Below are 18,227 nucleotides of genomic sequence, written 5' to 3' on the forward strand. Positions count from 1 at the left end.
TCAGTTGGGCTGTGACGTATTTTTTGTCGTCAACGGGGCCGAACGGCCGAGGTCTTTCGGTCAAACGGCTAAGTAGACGTAATACCTTCAGGTAGACCTGCCCTAGTTTTTCCCCAGGCCCAGTTCCTGAGCCTTAGGCTCCTTCCACTTTAGAAAGCCTGGGGGAAATTCATGATTGCGCGTTTTCGCGTTGGGTGTCGCATGCCCGTGGACAGTCGGGTGACGCTTCCCTACTGAGATGACACAGCCGACAACAATCCGTCGTTTCATCCAGATCGCTGACCGCTTTCCGGACAACCCGGTGATTGTCAGCGATGACAGCGTGTTGACCTACGCTGAGCTGGTTGCCCAGGCAGGTGGCTACGCCGCCGTGCTGACCGAGGCCGGTGTGCGGACCGGCGAGCGCATCGGCCTGCTCACCGACCACGGTGGACGGACGATCGCCAGCATCCTCGGCGTACTCGCCCACGGTGGTGTCTACGTGCCGCTGGACGCGAGCTTCCCGGTCGAGCGGCTGAGGCACGTGCTGGACGCCGCCGCTGTCACCACTGTCCTCACCGATCCCGAGTACGTCGATTTGGCCCGGGGGCTCTGCGGGCCGGACCGTCGCCTGGTGGTCGTCCCGGACCAGGTGCCCCCCGCACCGCTACGGGCGCGGCCGGTCGACCTCGACGAATACGCGTACGTGCTCTGCACCTCCGGCTCCACCGGGGTCCCGAAGGCGGTGGCACAGACGCACCGCAACCTGCTGCACGCGGTGGACAACCAGATCGCCACCCTGACCATCACCCCAGCCGACCGGCTCAGCCTGCTCGCCTCGTTCAGCTTCGACGCGGCCATCCCGGACCTCTATCCGGCACTGCTCACCGGTGCCGCGGTGGTACCGATCGACCTGCGCCGCCATGGCGTCCCGTATGCGGCGGCGGCGCTCGCCCGGCACGGAGTGACGGTCTACCACTCCACCCCCACCGTCTACCGGTACCTGCTCGACGCCCTGGATGCCACCTGCCTGGACCAGGTTCGGGTGGTCCTCTTCGGTGGCGAGCAGTCCACCTACGCCGACGTGGCGCGGGGTCGGGCGCGGTTCGCGCCGGACTGTGTCTTCGTCAACGGCTACGGCGCGACCGAGGTGACCTTCGCGACGCAATACCAACTGCCGTCGGCCGAGTCGGTGCACGACCACACTGGACCGTTGCCGATCGGCACCGCGTTGCCCGGCTACGAGGTGAGTCTGGTGGCCGGGACCGGTGAGATCGCCGTAACGAGCCACCACGTGATCCCCGGCTACCTCAACCAGGACAGTGACCGGTTCCAGGTCGGCGGCGACGGCCGGATCACCTACCGCACCGGTGACCTGGGACAGCTCCGCCCCGACGGTGACCTGGTCTGCCTCGGCCGGCTCGACCGGCAGGTCAAGGTACGCGGGTTCCGGGTGGAACTCACCGAGATCGAATCCGGCCTGATCGCCCAGCCAGGCGTCGTCGCAGCGCGGGCGATCGCGCGGGACGGCCAACTGCTGGCCTACGTCCGGCTGCGGCCCGAGTTCGAGACGCCCAACCCGGCTCAGCTCCGGGACGTACTGGCCCAGCGGCTACCGGACTACGCGCTGCCCCGTGCGGTCGTGGTCATCGACGAGTTCCCGTTGACCGTCACCGGAAAGATCGACGAGCGGGCGCTACCGGATCCGGAGATGTTCCCGGTTGCGCCGCAGCGGTCGATGACGCCCACCGAGCGGACCGTGCACGGCATTTGGTGCACCGTGCTCGGCGTCGATCAAGTGGGCCTCGACGACAGCTTCTTCGACCTTGGCGGGCACTCGCTGTCCCTCGGTCAGGTCCAGCAGCGGCTCACTACCGAGTTCGGCGTCCGGGTGCCGATGTTGCGATTGTTCGACCATTCCACCGTCACCACCCAGGCCCGGTTCCTCGACGGGCTCACCGACAGCACGCAGCCGACCGGGGAGGAAGCCACCACGGGGACACCCTCCGGATCGGCCGGCCCGGGTGACCAGGCTGCCCACGACACACCGGCCGTCGGGATGCCGGCTGCCGCTCGGGACTACACCGGGGACGAGATCGCGGTGATCGGCCTCGCCGGTCGGTTCCCTGGGGCTCCCGACGTGTCGACACTGTGGTGGAACCTGTGCGCCGGCACCGACTCCATCCACGACTACACGGAAGAGGAGTTGACTGGGCTCGGGATCGGGCCGGGCCTGAGGGGGGATCCCCGGCACGTACGCGCCGGCGGGCGGCTCGACGGTGTCGCCGACTTCGACGCGGAGTTCTTCTCCTTCGGTGCCGAGGAGGCCGCCCGTACCGACCCGCAGCACCGGTTGTTCCTGGAGACGTCCTGGGAGGCCCTTGAGGACGCCGGGCACGACGCGGCCCGGTTCGACGGAACGATCGGTGTCTTCGCGGCCACCTCGGCCAACCGGTACTTCCTGTTCCACCTGATGGACAACCCGGCCGTGGTGGGCGAGGTCGACCCGGACGACTGGGAGGCCCGGATCCTGCCCCGGCAGTTCACCGACCACCTGCCGGGGCAGGTCGCCTACCGGCTGGGCCTGACCGGCCCGGCCGTCGCGGTCCAGAGCGCCTGCTCCAGCTCGCTGGTCGCGGTGGCCACGGCCGCGCAGAGCCTGCTCGACTACCAGTGCGATGTGGCGCTGGCCGGTGGCGTCAGCGTCACCTCACCCCGCTACCGGTACGTCACCGGTGGCATGGCCTCGGCGGACGGCCGGTGCCGGGCGTTCGACGAGGCGGCCGACGGTTCGGGATTCAGCTCGGGAGCCGGCGTGGTGGTGTTGCGCCGCCTGGCCGACGCGCTCGCCGACCGGGACCGGATCTACGCGATCCTGCCCGGCTGGGCGGTCACCAACGACGGTGCCGACCGCGCCGGGTTCGCCGTGCCCGGCCCCGCTGGGCAGGCCGCCGCCATTGCCGGGGCACTGGCCGCCGCCGATATCACTCCCGACGAGGTACGCCTCGTCGAGGCGCACGGCAGCGGCACCCCACTCGGCGACGCGATCGAGGTCGCTGCGCTCAACGAGGCGTACGGCGACGCCGGCCAAGGCGACCGATGCGCGCTCGGCTCGATCAAGACGAACATCGGTCACCTCGACGCGGGTGCCGGTGTGGCTGGCCTGATCAAAGCCGTGCTCGCCGTGCACCACGGGGTGATCCCGCCCAATCTGCACTTCACCCGGCCGCATCCCGAGGTCGACCTCGCGGGTGGGCCGTTCTACGTACCGACCAAGGTGCAGGACTGGCCGGCGGAAGCACGGCGGGTGGCCGGGGTCAGCTCCTTTGGCATGGGTGGCACCAACGCGCATGTGCTCGTCGAGCAGGCGCCACCGGTCGAGTTGGATCACGCGACCAGCGAGGGATGGTCGGGCGGCTACCTGCTGCCCGTTTCGGCCCGGACGCCGGCGGCATTGCGCGCGGCCATCCAGCGGCTGCGTCAACACCTGGCGACCGGAGCGCCGTCCTTACCCGATGTCGCCTACACGTTGGCCGTCGGCCGGCGGGAGTTCGCCTGCCGAGCGGTGGTGGGCGGCACCGATCTCGCCGAGGTGATCGCCGCGCTGGACGAGTTACTCGCCACCGACGGGCAGCTCGCTGGCGTATCCGCAGACCTGCGCGACATCGGGGCGCGCTGGGTGACCGGTGGTCAGGTCGAGTGGCCGGGCATCGACGGTGCCGCACCGGGCCGACGGCTCCGGCTGCCCACGTACCCGTTCCAACGCGCCCGGTTCTGGATCGACCCCCCAGTTAAGGAACAGCAACGATGAACTGGTTCGCTTCCACGAACCCTCGACCCGCCGCACGGACACAGTTGTTCTGCCTGCCCTATGCCGGTGCGGGTGCCAGCGCCTTCCGGGGCTGGCAGGACGAGTTCGGCCCCGACGTCGAGGTGCTGCCCGTCCAGCTTCCCGGCCGGGAACACCGGATCATGGAGGACCCGAGGTTCACCATTGCGGAGGTCGCCACCGTCATCGCACAGCGCGCCGACCGGCCGTACGCGATCTATGGACACTCGATGGGCGGACGCGTCGGCTTCGAGGTGGTCCGTGAGCTGCGCCGGACCGGGCGGACGCTGCCCCGCACGCTCTACGTCGGTGGGGCCCGAGCCCCACACGTCGAATCCGTCAGCCTCTTCGACGGTCTGTCCAAGGTGGACGACGAGGAGCTGCTGCGGCGACTGGCGGCAAGTGGCTCCCTGCCGGCCGAATTTCTTGACAGTCCGGAGCTGGTGGAGCTACTGCTGCCGCTGCTCCGGGCCGACTTCGGTCGGGTGGACGACTACACCTACCTGCCGGAGGCACCACTGCCGGTGCCGATCGTGGCCTTCTCCGGCCGGACCGACCGGGCGGTGACACTGGCCGAGAGCCAGGCCTGGGCCGGGCACACGGGGGCCGGGTTCACCCTGTACGAGCTGGACGCCGGCCACTTCTTCCTGCATGACGTACGCACCGAGCTGATCAACCTGCTCCGTGCCGACCTGGTCGGTCAGCGTACGACTGGCCAACGTACGACCGGCCAACGCGCGACTGGTCAGAGTACGACCGGCCAGCACCGGATTCCGCTCGGTGACACCGGCTGGTCGATATGGCGGGACGCCATCCTGCGCAGCACGGGGTTCCCGGCCGACGGCCTGACCCTGCTCTCCGCGCCACGCGCTGCGGCAGCAGCCGACGAGTTCATCGCCACGGGCGCCGGAGCCGAGCTGTTGGGTCAGGAGCTGGCAGCGGCGTTGTGTGCCGGGGGAGAGCAGCTGCGGGAGATCGCCGCCAGCCCCCTGCTCCGCGAGGCGATCATCTGGCAGAACCCTGACATGCTGGTCAGCCTCGATGGTTTGATCCGCGGCGGCGGGAACGAGGGCGTACGTAGCAGCAAACAACGAAAGCGGGAACGGGCGCTGCTGAAGTACTGGCAGCGATACTGCGGAAAGAACGAAACCGTCGGTTTCTTCGGCCCGAGCTGCTGGGTGACTGTGGACCCTGCGGTTTCGCAGCCGGCGGTTGTCACCCCTGGCCCCGATCTGGTCCGGCGCCGCCGTGTGTTCTTCGAATCCTGGGCCCTGGCGGCGTACGCCGAATCGCTCTCCCGCGACCCGGCTGTTCGGCGCTGGTGGGCACCGATGTTGCAGCCGCACTTCAGTCTGGTGGACCGACAGGTTCTGCGACCCGGCCGCCCGCCGGTGACGGTGCCCGCCGTCGAGGCGGCACTGCTGGCCGCGTGTGACGGTCGACGTCCGGCGGTCGAGATCGTGGCTGACCCAACGTTGGGGCTGCGCCGGCCGGAAGACGGCTACACGCTGCTCGACAATTTCGTCGAGCGAGAGCTGATCACCTGGGACGCCGGGTTGCCGGTCAGCCCCGAAGCGGAGAGCAGTTTGCGGGAGCGGATCGAGGCGATCGGCGACGAGACTGCCCGGGCGGCCGCACGTACCGGACTCGACCGGCTCTGCGCGGCGCGCGACCAGGTTGCGGACGCCGCCGGTGACCCGGACACGCTGCGGACCGCATTGTCCGTCCTCGACGAGGTGTTCACCGAGCTGACCGGTCTGCCGCCCCGGCGCCGCAGTGGACAGATGTACGCCGGCCGTACCCTCTGCTACGAGGACACCCACCGGGACCTCGACGCGACCTTCGGTGCCGCGCTGCTCGACGAACTGGCTGAGCCGCTCGGGGTGCTGTTGCAGGCGGCCCGGTGGATGGTCGGCGCCCTGCACGACGCGTACAGCGCGGTCCTGCGGGACCTCTATGACGAGCTGCGTACGGAAGCTGGCGACGGTCAGGTTGCCCTGTCCGAGCTGTGGTTCCTCACCCAGGGCATGTTCTGGGGGACGGGGAAGCGGCCGGTGGACGACGTTGCCGCCGAGTTCGCCCGGCGCTGGGCCGGCCTGTTCGGACTGGATGCTCTGCCACCCGGTACGACCAGCGTGGAGATGACCAGTGCCGACCTTGCCGGGCGGGTGGCCGAGGTCTTCCCGGCCCGCCACCCGGGCTGGGCGGCGGGCCTGCTGCACAGCCCGGACCTGCAGATCTGTGCGACGGACGGGGACGCTCTCGCCCGGGGCGACTACACCGTGGTGCTCGGCGAACTGCACGCCGGCTGGGCGTCGTTCGACTGCGCCGCACTGACCGTGTTCCACCCGGACAGCGGGCGGCTGGTCGACGCGCTTGCCGACGATCTGGGCGAGCGCCGTGTCCGACTGCTCTTCCCGACAGACTGGCCCCGGCGGACCAGTCGGGTCGCCGAGAGCCTGGCCGGCCCGACCGACCGGCTGCTGGCCTTCACGGCGGCCCCGGGCGGCGAGCCGGACCGGTTGCTCTCCACCTCTGACCTGACCGTCTCCGAGGTGGCCGGGCAGCTGGTGGCGACCGCCCGGGACGGCCAGCAGTGGCCGCTCATCGAGATCTTCGCCAACCTGCTCAGCACGCACGCCGTCGACGGTTTCAAGCTGGTTGCTGCGGCGCCGTACACGCCCAGGATCACCATCGACCGGCTCGTCGTGGCTCGGGCCACCTGGCGCACCACGATTGGTGCGACCGGACTGCTCGACGTTATCGGCGAATCGGAGCGGTTCCTGGCGGTCCGCCGGTGGCGGCGGCAGCTCGGGCTCCCCGAGCAGGTGTACATGAAGCTGAGCACCGAGACCAAGCCCTGCTTCGTCGACCTGAGCAGCCCGTTCTACGCCACCGGGTTGTGCTCGATGCTGCGTACCGCTCGGGACCAGGCCGGGGAGGACGTGTCGCTGGTCCTCAGCGAGATGCTGCCCACTCCTGACCAGGCCTGGGTGCCCGACGCCCAGGGACGGCGCTACTTCAGCGAGCTGCGCCTGCACATCTTCGACGAGACGGTGGGGGGACGATGACGAGTCACCGGGTTCCGCTCGGCGATACCGGTTGGTGGGTGTGGCGGGACGTACTGTTGCGTACCGCGGGTTTCCCCGCCGCCGGCCTCGATCGCTTCGCCGCACCGGAGGCGGCGGCTGCCGCCGACGCGATGCTGGCCGAGGGCGGCGACCGAGCCGTGTTCGACCAGGCTTTTGATGCTGTGGTGCGGGCCAGTGCGGCGGCGGCCAGCGAGATCGCGGCTGATCCGTTGCTGCGGGAGGCGGTCACCTGGCAGAACCCCGGCATGTTGGTGGCATTGGACGGATTGGTCTCCGGACGGCCTGACGACCCTCGCAACCAACGTCGTCGCGAACGGGAGAAGGCGCTGCTGCTCTACTGGCAGCGCTACTGCGGCAAGAGCGAGACGATCGGCTTCTTCGGGCCGGTGTGCTGGGCATCGGCAGCCGAGACGAGCCCGTCGACCGAGCTGCGGCCCGGCCCGGAGGTGGTCGCCCACCGCAAGGTGATCTTCGAGGCGTGGGCGCTGGCGGCATACGCCGACCGGATCGGCGAAGAACTCGCCGTACGTCGTTGGTGGGCGCCGGTGCTACCCCCACCGCTGCTGGTCGACGGCCGGGAGCTGATCCGGCCGCTCCAGCCGCCGACCCGCCTGTCCCCGCCGGATGCGGCGGCGCTGGCGGCCTGCGACGGACGGACACCAGCCTGGCAGGTGGTCCGGGCGCTACTGGCTGATTCGGCTCTCGGGCTCCGGTCGGAGCAGGACGGCTATCTACTGCTTGACCGTCTGGTGGAACGTGAGCTGTTGTCCTGGGACGCCGGCCTGCCGCTGAGCCCGGACGCCGAGCAGGTGCTGCGAACCCGGATCGCGGCCATCGGCGACGATGCGGTCCGGCAGCGCGCTGCCGAAGGCTTCGACCGACTCTGCGCTGCGCGGGACGCCGTGGCGGACGCAGCCGGTGACCCGGAGAAGCTTGGCCTGGCAATGGCCGAGTTGAACAGGGAATTCACCGATTGCACCGGACATGCCTCGCAGCGACACGGTGGGCAGATGTACGTCGGCCGGACCGTGGTCTACGAGGAGACCACCCGCGACGTCGAGCTGGTGCTGGGACGGGCGGTGCTTGACGAACTCGCCGCCCCGCTGGCGATCGTGTTGCAGGCTGCCCGATGGCTCACCGCCGAGTTCGGTACGGCGTGCGAACGGGTGCTGGCCGACCTCTACGACGAACTGCGTGGGCCCACGCCGCTGTCCCTGTCGGACTTGTGGCGACTGGCGCAGGGACTGCTGTTCAGCGTCGAGGACAGCCCGACGCGCACCGTCGCAGCGGAGTTCACCGCCCGGTGGTCCCAGCTGTTTGGTCTTGAGTCACTGCCGGATGGCCAAACGGAACTCCAGCTCAGCAGTGTTGACCTTGCTGCGCGGGCAGCAAAGGTGTTCGCCGCCGACGGCCCGGGCTGGCCCTCGGCCCGGGTGCATAGCCCGGACATCCAGATCTGCGCCAGCAGCGTCGAGGCGATCAACCGAGGTGAGTTCCGGTTGGTGCTGGGTGAGATGCATCCGGCCACGGCTCCCTTCGACAGTGCCGTGTTCACGCCGTGGCACCCCGATCAGGCTGCGCTGCGGGCAGCGCTGGACGCTGACTTCGGTCCGGGGCGGGTCCGTCTGCTCTATCCGGAGGGATTCCCACGGCAGACCACCCGTACCCGGTACTGGCTCGACTCGCCCCGGGACTGCCAGTTGGGTGTCGACAACGCCCGAGGAGCGGATCTCGACCGTCTGGTGTCCATGACGGCGGTGACGGTGCAGGAGAGCGGCGGGGAGCTGGTAGCGGTCCTGCCCGACGGCCGTAGCTGGCCGCTGATCGAGGTGTTCGGCCACCTGCTGGGCGTGCAACTGTTGGACAGTTTCAAGCTGCTGGCTCCGGCGCCGCACACCCCCAGGATCACCATCGATCGACTGGTCGTCGCGCGGCGCACCTGGCGTACCACCGTCGGCGAGACCGGTCTGACCGAGGTAACCGACGAGCGGGAGCGCTTTCTGGCGGTCCGCCGGTGGCGGCAGCAACTCGGTCTTCCGGAGCAGCTCTTCCTGAAGGTCAGCACCGAGACCAAGCCCTGTTACCTGGACCTGCGTAGCCCGCTCTACGCCGCGGTGCTCTGCACCATGCTCCGCAGGGCCGCGAAAACCGGCGACGACGTCAGCGTGGTGATCAGCGAACTGCTCCCCGGTTCCGAGGACGCCTGGCTGACCGACGCTCAGGGCCGAGGCTATGTCAGTGAGCTGAGGTTCCAGATCACCGATCCCGAAACCCACCGGACCAGTGGAGAACTCGCGTGACCGAAACCCTGCCAACCGCTGTCGTCAGCGGTGCCGTGATCGCGTACCCGGACGCGACCGTGCCAGATCTGATCATGGAGCAGGCCGCCCGCCGTCCCGATCAGGTCGCGGTACGTCAATGGGACGACCAGCTCACCTACCGCCAACTCGTGGAGCAGGCCGCCGGGATCGCCGCCGCCCTACGTGCACACGGGGTTGGCCCGGAGACCCGGGTCGGGATCTGTAGCGACCGGCGACCGACGTACGTCGCCACCGTGCTCGGCGTCCTGATGTCCGGCGGCTGCTACGTGCCACTGGAGCCGGGTGGGCCCCGCCAACGTGCGCTCGAGATCATTGCCGACGCCGGCATCTCGGTGGTAGTCGGCGACTCGGCCGAAGCCGAGTTCGGCGACGTGCCGGGCATTCAGACCGTCGGACCGATGCCGGCGACCACGCCCATCGCCTGTCCCGCCATCCCCGACAACACGGCACACGTGCTGTTCACGTCCGGCTCCACCGGGCGTCCCAAGGGGGTGCTCACCACCCACCGCAACATCATGGCGTTCGTCGCCGGGTACGCGGCGGCGATGGACGCGAACGAGTCGACCCGTGCCCTGGGCGTCTCCTCCCTCGGGTTCGATGCCACCACGATCGACCTGTTCATCCCACTCATCCAGGGCGGCTCGATCCAACTGGTCGGGACGCGGGATCGTAGCGACCCCACCCGACTGCAGCGGTTCATCGCTGAACATGAGGTCAACTGGGGCTTCATCACCCCGACGATGCTGTCCGTGCTCGAACCCGAGGGGCTGCCCGGCTGGCAGATGGTGATGTGTGGCGGTGAGGCGGTGCCAGCCGCGCTCGCCACCCGCTGGGCGGCGGGCCGCCGGTTCGTCGACGTGTACGGGCCGACCGAGTCCACGGTTCTCGTCGTGTCCGACGAGGTGACCGGTACACCGGAGGACCCGCTGCCGATCGGCCTGCCGTTGCCCAACCATCGGGCGTACGTCATGGACGCCGACCTGCGTCCGGTCGCGCCGGGCGAGGTTGGCGAGCTACTGATCGGTGGCCCAGGCCTGGCCCCCGGCTACCTCAACCGTCCCGGCCTGACCGCTGACCGGTTCGTACCGGACGCCTACACCGGGCTACCGGGGCAGCGGCTCTACCGCACCGGCGACCTGGTCCGTCAGCTGCCCGACGGTCGGATCATCTACCTGGGACGCGGCGATCGTCAGGTCAAGATCCGTGGGCAGCGGATCGAGCTGGGCGAGATCGAGACGGTGCTCAGCGAGCATCCGCAGGTGCAGCAGGCTGCGGTCGAGGCGGTGCCGGGCGCGTTCGGGAAGGAGCTGGTCGCGTTCCTCACCCCGGCGACGGCCCCCGACGAAGCGGAGATTCGCGCCTACACGCAGGCCCGGTTGACCAGCGGTATGCAGCCCGCGCGGGTGCTGCGGCTGGCGGAGCTGCCCACCAGCTTGATCAGCGGAAAGCTGGATCGGGCCGCGCTGCGGGCATTAGCCATGGAGAGCACCACCCCGGCCGACGACTGGGATGACCCGGATGCCAGCCCGATCCAGCGGGCCGTGGTCCGGCTCTGGCGTCAGTTGTTGGGCGCGACCCCCGGTGCCGACACCGACTTCTTCCTGGCTGGCGGTAACTCGATCGCGGTGATGCGACTGGTCGCCGCCCTCCGTGCCGAGCTGAAGCGGGAGATCAGCGCAGACGACGTGTTCGCCGGGCGGCGGCTGGCCGAGCTGGTCGACCGGATCACCAACGCCGCCCCGCTGACGACCGCGCAGGAGTTCACCACCGGTAACCCACCGACGCTCTCCCCACCCCAACGTCGACTGTGGTTCATGGACCAGCTCGCCCCATCGAGCGCGCCCTACAACATCGCCCTGGCCACCCGGCTCCGCGGTGACCTGGACATCGCCGCATTCGGCCGCGCGCTGCGGTCGGTGGCGGAGCGGCACGACGTCCTGCGCTGGCGGGTGCCACAGACCGCCGGAGTGCCGTACGCGGTGTGCGAGGAGCCCAGCGACATCCCTGTGCCGGTGGTCGACCTCACCGGGAGCGCGGATCAGGATGCCGAGCTGCGCACCATGCTGGCGGCCGGTGCCGGACACACCTTCGACCTGGCCACCGGCCCGGCCTGGCAGGTGACCGTGTACCGGCTCGGGCAGCAGGACCATGTCCTGGCGATCACGCTGCACCACGCGGTCTTCGACGGCTGGTCGCAGGACATCCTCTACACCGACCTCGCCGAGGCGTACCAGGCCGCCAGTTCCGACGCAGCCGTGGCGCTGCCCGCCCTGCGCGCCTCGTACGCCGACTACGCGGTCTGGCGGGCCGACCGTGACCAGCGCCAGGGACAGGCCGACCTTGACTGGTGGGTGGCGCACCTGGCGGGCGCGCCGACCGTACTCGACCTGCCCCGGGACCGGCCCAGACCAGCGGTGCAGACCTATGCCGGCGCGGAGACCAGCGCCATGCTGCCCGCGCCGACCGACCAGGCCGTACGACAGCTCGCGGCCCGGCTGGGGGCGACCCCGGCAGGCGTGTTGCTGGCCGGATTCGGTCAGCTGCTCAACCGGTTGACCGGGGCCGACGACCACGTCATCGGTGCGATCGTGGCCGACCGTCAGTTGGCGGCGTTCGACGATGTGATCGGGTTCTTCATCGACACCGTGCCGGTGCGGTTGCGTACCGGCGACGCCAGCTTCGAGGAGCTGGTCCGGCGGGCCGCCGCCGAGCTGCGGGATTCCACCGCGCACCCCGGCGCACCGCTGGAACGGGTGGTGGAGGCCCTCGGCGTGGGCCGGGACACCTCCCGCGCCCCGCTGGTGCAGGTGCTGTTCAACGTCCTCAACTTCACCGACCCGCAACTGCGGCTGTCCGGCCTGGACAGCGAGACCGTGACGGTCGAGAAGCCCGGATCACCCTTCGACATCACGCTCTACGTCGTGGAGCGGGCTGGCCGCATCGGCTTCGACGTCGTTTACAACCCCGACCTGTTCGACGCGGACCGGATCGACGGGATGCTCGGTGACCTCGTCGAGCTGACCGGTGCGTTGACCATGGCACCGGGGGAGCGGGCCGCCGCCGTCGCCCCCCACCTACCCAGCGCCGCGGTACGGCAGGCCCGGCCGGAGGCGATGACCACCATCGTCGCCCCCGAGCCGATCCGGCTGGCCGTGCCCACCGGCTCGGACGAGCTGACCCGGACCGAACAGCTCATCAGCGCGGTCTGGCGCGACGTTCTGGAGCACGCCCGCTTCGGGGTCACCGACAACTTCTTCGACATCGGCGGACACTCGCTGGCTCTCGCGGCTGTGCACGCGCGGCTCACTGCCGAAACCGGCCGGACCATCGTGATGCTCGACCTGTTCCGGTATCCGACCATCCGCGCGCTCGCCGCCCACCTGGACGGGGCGACCGAACGACCGGAGCTGACCAGAGCCGTGGAGCGGGCCGCCGCCCGCCGGGGCCGTACTCGCCGTAACCCACCCCGCCGCGCCAGCGGCATCGCGGAATAAGAGGAACTGACCCATGGAACAGCAGAACCAGCCCACCGATGACGCGGACTTCGGTGTCGAGCCGATCGCGATCATCGGGCTGGCCGCCCGGCTGCCCGGCGCGAACGACGTGCGTCAGTTCTGGCGCAACCTGGTCGACGGTGTCGAGTCACTCACCCACTTCACCCGGGAGGAGCAGCTCGCCCGGGGTGCCAAGCCGGAGGAACTCGACGATCCGGGCTGGGTCAACAGCGCCCCGATCGTCGAGGATTTCGACAAGTTCGATGCCGGACTGTTCGGGATGACCGCCCGGGAAGCCGAGGTCATGGACCCGCAGCACCGGCTCTTCCTGGAGTCGTGCTTCACCGCGCTGCAGGATGCCGGCTACGACTCGGCCCGTTACTCCGGCGCGATCGGGGTGTACGCGGGCACCGGCGGCAACAACTACTTCCGCGACAACGTGCTGCGCAACAAGCGGGTCAGCGGATCCCCGCACACGGCGGTCTCCATCGCCACCGGCAACTCGCCCAACTATGTGGCCACCACCCCGTCGTATCGGCTGGACCTGCGGGGGCCGAGTCTGACCGTGCACACCGCCTGCTCGACCTCGCTGGTCGCGTTCCACCTCGCCTGCGAGGCGTTGCGCAACGGCGAGTGCGACATGGCCCTGGCCGGTGGGGCGAACCTCGAGCCGCCCACCGGTTACCTGGGCATGGACGGGTTCACCTCGCCCGACGGGCACTGCCGGCCGTTCGACGCCGGGGCCAACGGCACGGTCTGGGGCAGCGGTGCCGGGGTCACCCTGCTCAAGCGGCTCTCCGACGCCCTCGCCGACGGCGACACCATCCGGGCGGTCGTGCTCGGTAACGCCATCAACAACGACGGTGCCAGCAAGGTCGGCTTCACCGCGCCGAGCATCGACGGCCAGATGGAGGCGATCGCCCAGGCCGTCGCCGTGGCCGGGGTCGACCCGCGCACCATCACCTACGTCGAGGCGCACGGTACCGGCACCGCGATGGGTGACCCGATCGAGATCGCCGCGTTGTCGGCGGTCTACGGCAAGGACGCCACCGACCGCAGCTGGTGCGGGATCGGCTCGGTCAAGTCCAACATCGGTCACCTGAGCCAGCCCTCCGGCATCGTCAGTGTGATCAAGGCCGTGCTCGCCATGGAGCACGGCCTGATCCCGCCAACGATCAACTACGAGCGGCCGAACCCGGCGATCGACTTCGCCGACACCCCGTTCTACGTGGCGAACACGCTGACCAAGTGGGACACCGACGGGGTGCCCCGCCGGGCCGGCGTCAGCTCCTTCGGCATCGGCGGCACCAACGCCCACGTCGTACTGGAGCAGGCACCGCAGGCGGGCGGGGCCTCCGGCGACCGGTCCCGCCCCGCGCAGTTGCTGCAGGTCTCCGCGAAGACCGCGACCGCGCTCGACACCGCCGTGGCGCAGCTCGCCGACCACCTGGCCGACACCGCCGAGGCGAGCCCGGAATACCTGGCCGACGTGGCGGCCACGCTGCGCTTCGGCCGGCCGGAGTACGCGCACCGGGCCAGCGTGGTAGCCACCGACCTGTCCGACGCGGTCGCTGCCCTGCGCGCCAAGAACCGCCGGCAGGTAGGCGCCGTGGAGGGTGCGGCACCCCGGGTGGCGTTCCTCTTCTCCGGCCAGGGCGCCCAGTACGCCGGAATGGGCACCGAACTGTACGCGCAGGAGCCGGCCTTTGCCGCTGCCGTCGACGAGTGTGCCGCGCTGCTCGCCCCCGACCTGGGGCTCGACATCCGGGACCTGATCCTGGGCCGGGTCGATGACGCCGGGGAACTGCTCACCCAGACCCGGTACACCCAGCCCGCCCTGTTCGTGGTCGAGTACGCGTTGGCCTCGCTCTGGCAGAGCCTCGGGGTACGCCCGGCGGCGATGATCGGCCACTCCATCGGCGAGTACGTCGCGGCGACGATGGCCGGCGTCTTCACGCTGCCCGACGCGCTGCGGGTGGTCACCGCCCGGGGCCGACTCATGCAGTCGCTGCCGGCCGGCTCGATGTTCGCCGTGTCGCTGGACGAGTCGGCGATCGTCGACCGGCTGCCGGCCGGAGTCACCGTCGCGACGGTGAACGGCCCGGGCACCTGTGTGGTGGCGGGGGAGAGCGACGTGGTGGCCGCGTTCGCCGAGAGCATCAAGGGCAAGAAGGTCAGCGTCAAGGCGCTGCGGACGTCGCACGCCTTCCACTCGCCGATGATGGACCCCATCCTGGACGAGTTCATCGCGATCATGGCCGCTACCACCCTGCGCCGCCCGAGCACGCCGTTCATGTCCAACGTGTCCGGTACCTGGATCACCGACGAGCAGGCCACCGACCCGAGCTACTGGGCGGCCCACCTGCGTCAGCCGGTACGGTTCGGGGCCTGCGTCGCGGCGTTGCTCGCCGAGGGCACCTGGGCACTGGTCGAGTGCGGACCGGGCAAGCAACTGGCCAGCCTGGCCCGGATGCAGGTCGCCAAGGGCGAGCCGGCGCAGCGCAAGTTGACCCCACTGGCGAGCCTGCCCGCGCCGGGGGAGTCGACCGGCGACGTCGCCACCCTCTACGCCACCGCTGGCGCGCTGTGGGTCAACGGCATTCCCGTACGGCTGGGCGATGACGCGGAGTTCCACCGCGTACCGCTGCCGGTGTACCCGTACGAGCGGGTCCGCTACTGGATCGACCCGGATCCGGTGACCGAGACCGCGACCCCGGTGGCGGCCGCGCCCAGCGGTCCCCGTCCGCTGGCCGAGTGGTTCGCGGTGCCGACCTGGCGTCAGGTCGCGGCCGACACCGGCAGCGGGCCGCTGGGCCGCTGCCTGGCCTTGGTGGCCGGTCCCCGGGGCACGGCGCTGGCCGAGGCGTTGCGGGCCGCCGGTGCCGACCTGGTCGAGGTGCGGCCGGGTACGGAGTTCGCCGCCACGTCGACCGGCTACCAGTTGCGGCCCGGGGTACGCGCCGACTACGACGCCCTGGTCGAGGCGCTGTCCGGCGTCGGGGTGCCGCCGCGCGTGGTGCACGCGTTCGCGCTCGACGGCGAGGCCGCCGGCACCGACATCGACGCCGCCTGGGCGGCACAGGACCTCGGCTTCTTCAGCGTGCTGCACCTGACCCAGGCGCTGGCCGGGGCCGGGCTCACCGCCGACGCGGCCGAGTCGGGGCTGCGGCTGGAGCTGATCGGCTCGGGCATCGGTGACGTCCGTGGCGACGACCTGGTCCGCCCGGAGCACGCCACCCTCTTCGGTCTGGCCCGGGTACTGCCGGTGGAGCTGCCCGGGATGGCGGTCCGGCTGATCGACGCGGACCCGGCCACCGACGGGGTCGCCGGTATCGTGGCCGAGCTGCGGCGTTCCGACGGACCGGACCGGGCCGAGGTCGCCCTGCGGGGGAACCGGCGCTGGGTCACCGGTTACGAGCAGGTACGTCTCGACAGCGAACCGGAGGCGGGCGCGTTGCGTCCCGGTGGCCGGTACGTCATCACCGGTGGTCTCGGCGGTATCGGCATCACCCTGGCCGAGGACTTCGCCCAACGGGCGCAGGCAAAGCTGGTGCTGTTGGCCCGGTCCGGCCTGCCGGCGCGGGAGGAGTGGGACGAGCACCTCGCGGTGCACGGCGGTGACGACCGGGCCGGTCGGGCCATCGCCGCGATCCGCCGGATGGAGAGCGCCGGGGCCGAGGTGCTGGTGCTCGCCGCCGACGTGACCGACCCCGCCGACCTGCGTCGAGTACGCGAGGCCGCCGAGGCCCGGTTCGGTGGTGTCGACGGCATCGTGCACGCCGCCGGTCTGCCCGGTGGCGGCATGGCCGAGATCAAGGAGCGGGCCGAGGCGGAGCGGGTGCTGGCCCCGAAGCTGGCCGGCACCCTGGCGCTGGCCCAGGTCTTCGGCGACCTGCCGCTGGACTTCGTGGTGCTCTGCTCGTCGATCACGGCGGTGGCCGGCGGTTTCGGGCAGGTCGACTACTGCGCGGCCAACAACTTCCTCGACGCGTACGCCCGTGGTGGACACGGCTGGACCGCGCCGGTCCTGTCGCAGAACTGGGGTGGCTGGGCCGAGGTCGGCATGGCGGTGGAGACCAAGGCGCCGGCCGGCTTCTCCGGGGTGAACCGGGACAGCGTCAGCAGCGCCGTACGGCATCCGATGCTCGCCACCCGGGTCGTCTCGGCGGAGCAGACCGTGGTGCACGGTCTGGTCTCGGCCGGCACCCACTGGCTGCTCGACGAGCACCGCATCGGCGGGGTGCCGGTGGTGCCGGGTACCGGGCACCTGGAGTGCGCCCGGGCTGCGGTCACCGAGGCGGTGCCGGCCCCCGGCGACGGGCACGTCGTCGAGCTGCGGGACGTCGCCTTCCTGGAGCCGTTCTCGGTGCCGGACGGCGCGGTGGCGCAGTACCGGGTGGAGTTGACCGGCGACGGTGACGGTACGGAGTTCCAGATCCAGAGCCTGACCGCCGGAAACGCCCGGACCCACGTACGCGGGTCGGCCGGGTGGACCAGCGAGCAGCCGGGACCGGTTGTGGACATTGCCGCGGTGGTGGCCCGGACCCGCCGGATCGACGACGACAACTCGTTCGGCCGGGGCCGGACCAGCATGCTGACCTTCGGGCCGCGCTGGGCCTCGCTGCGCGAGCACTACCTGGGCGAGACCGAGGAACTGGCCCGGATCGAGGCGCCGGAGGTGGCGCTCGACGACCTGTCGGCGTGGGGGTTGCAGCCCGCGCTGCTGGACGTGGCGACGGCGTTCGGCCGGGGCCGGGGCGAGGGTACCTACCTGCCGCTGTCCTACGGTCGGATCGTGGTGCGGGGCACCCTGCCCCGGGTCTTCTACAGCTACCTGCGCTACCGGGACAGCGCGACCGATGACGTGGTCGCCGCGGACCTGTCCCTGGTCGACACCGACGGTCGGGAACTGGTCGCGATCAGCGAGTTCGTCCTGCGCCGGGTCGACCAGAACGCGGTGACCGGCGGCCTCGCCGCCACCGAGGCGGCGGCCGTCGACGCGCCGGCAGCGTTGACCGACGACATCCGACCGGTCGATGGTGCCGAGGCGTTCCGCCGGACGGTGGCTGCCGACCTCGGTCCCCAGGTGGTGATCGTCACCCGGGCGGTGGCGGAGATCCTCGACCGGGCCCGTCGGGTCACCACCGACACGATCGAGACCGAAGGCGATCCGACGGCCGCCGCAGCGACCACTTCGGCCGGTACGGCTGCCGCACCCACCAGCGAGTTGGAGGCGACCCTGGTCGAGGTGTGGCGGGACGCCCTCGGCGTGCCGGTGGTCGGCGTCGATGACGACTTCTTCGCCCTCGGCGGCAACTCGCTGGTCGCGGTCCAGCTGATCGCCGCAATGCGCAAGGCGGTCGGCGTACGGCTGCCGATGCGCAGCATGTTCGAGACGCCCACGGTGGCCGGTCTCGCCGCCCGGATCGAGGAGCTGCGGGCCGCGTCGGCCGAGGAGGCCACGCCGGAGCCGCAGATCCAGGCGATCCCCCGGCTGCCGCGCGGATGACAA

Annotated in this window: 5 protein-coding genes; all 5 read left to right on the forward strand. The window is 70.6% G+C overall.

Features of this window, described 5'->3' with window-relative positions; translation table 11 throughout:
* The first annotated feature begins 238 nt into the window (after window positions 1-238).
* Genes ACWDV4_RS24305 through ACWDV4_RS24325 form a run of 5 tightly spaced genes read left to right on the forward strand, consistent with a single transcriptional unit; the run spans window position 239 to window position 18,224 of the window.
* A complete protein-coding gene (locus tag ACWDV4_RS24305; RefSeq protein WP_449982775.1) occupies window positions 239-3,790 on the forward strand; it encodes a beta-ketoacyl synthase N-terminal-like domain-containing protein in 3,552 nt (1,183 codons plus the stop codon).
* Window positions 3,787-6,879: a thioesterase domain-containing protein gene (locus ACWDV4_RS24310; protein WP_449982778.1), complete on the forward strand. Its 3,093-nt coding sequence runs from the start codon at window positions 3,787-3,789 to the stop codon at window positions 6,877-6,879. The genes ACWDV4_RS24305 and ACWDV4_RS24310 overlap by 4 nt, the downstream gene beginning before the upstream one ends.
* Window positions 6,876-9,200: a lantibiotic dehydratase gene (locus ACWDV4_RS24315; RefSeq protein ID WP_449982781.1), complete on the forward strand. Its 2,325-nt coding sequence runs from the start codon at window positions 6,876-6,878 to the stop codon at window positions 9,198-9,200. The genes ACWDV4_RS24310 and ACWDV4_RS24315 overlap by 4 nt, the downstream gene beginning before the upstream one ends.
* A complete protein-coding gene (locus ACWDV4_RS24320; protein WP_449982783.1) occupies window positions 9,197-12,715 on the forward strand; it encodes an amino acid adenylation domain-containing protein in 3,519 nt (1,172 codons plus the stop codon). The genes ACWDV4_RS24315 and ACWDV4_RS24320 overlap by 4 nt, the downstream gene beginning before the upstream one ends.
* Before the next feature lie 13 nt (window positions 12,716-12,728).
* Window positions 12,729-18,224: a type I polyketide synthase gene (locus ACWDV4_RS24325; RefSeq protein ID WP_449982786.1), complete on the forward strand. Its 5,496-nt coding sequence runs from the start codon at window positions 12,729-12,731 to the stop codon at window positions 18,222-18,224.
* Window positions 18,225-18,227 lie beyond the last annotated feature (3 nt).

The sequence above is a fragment of the Micromonospora sp. NPDC003197 genome (assembly GCF_053590565.1).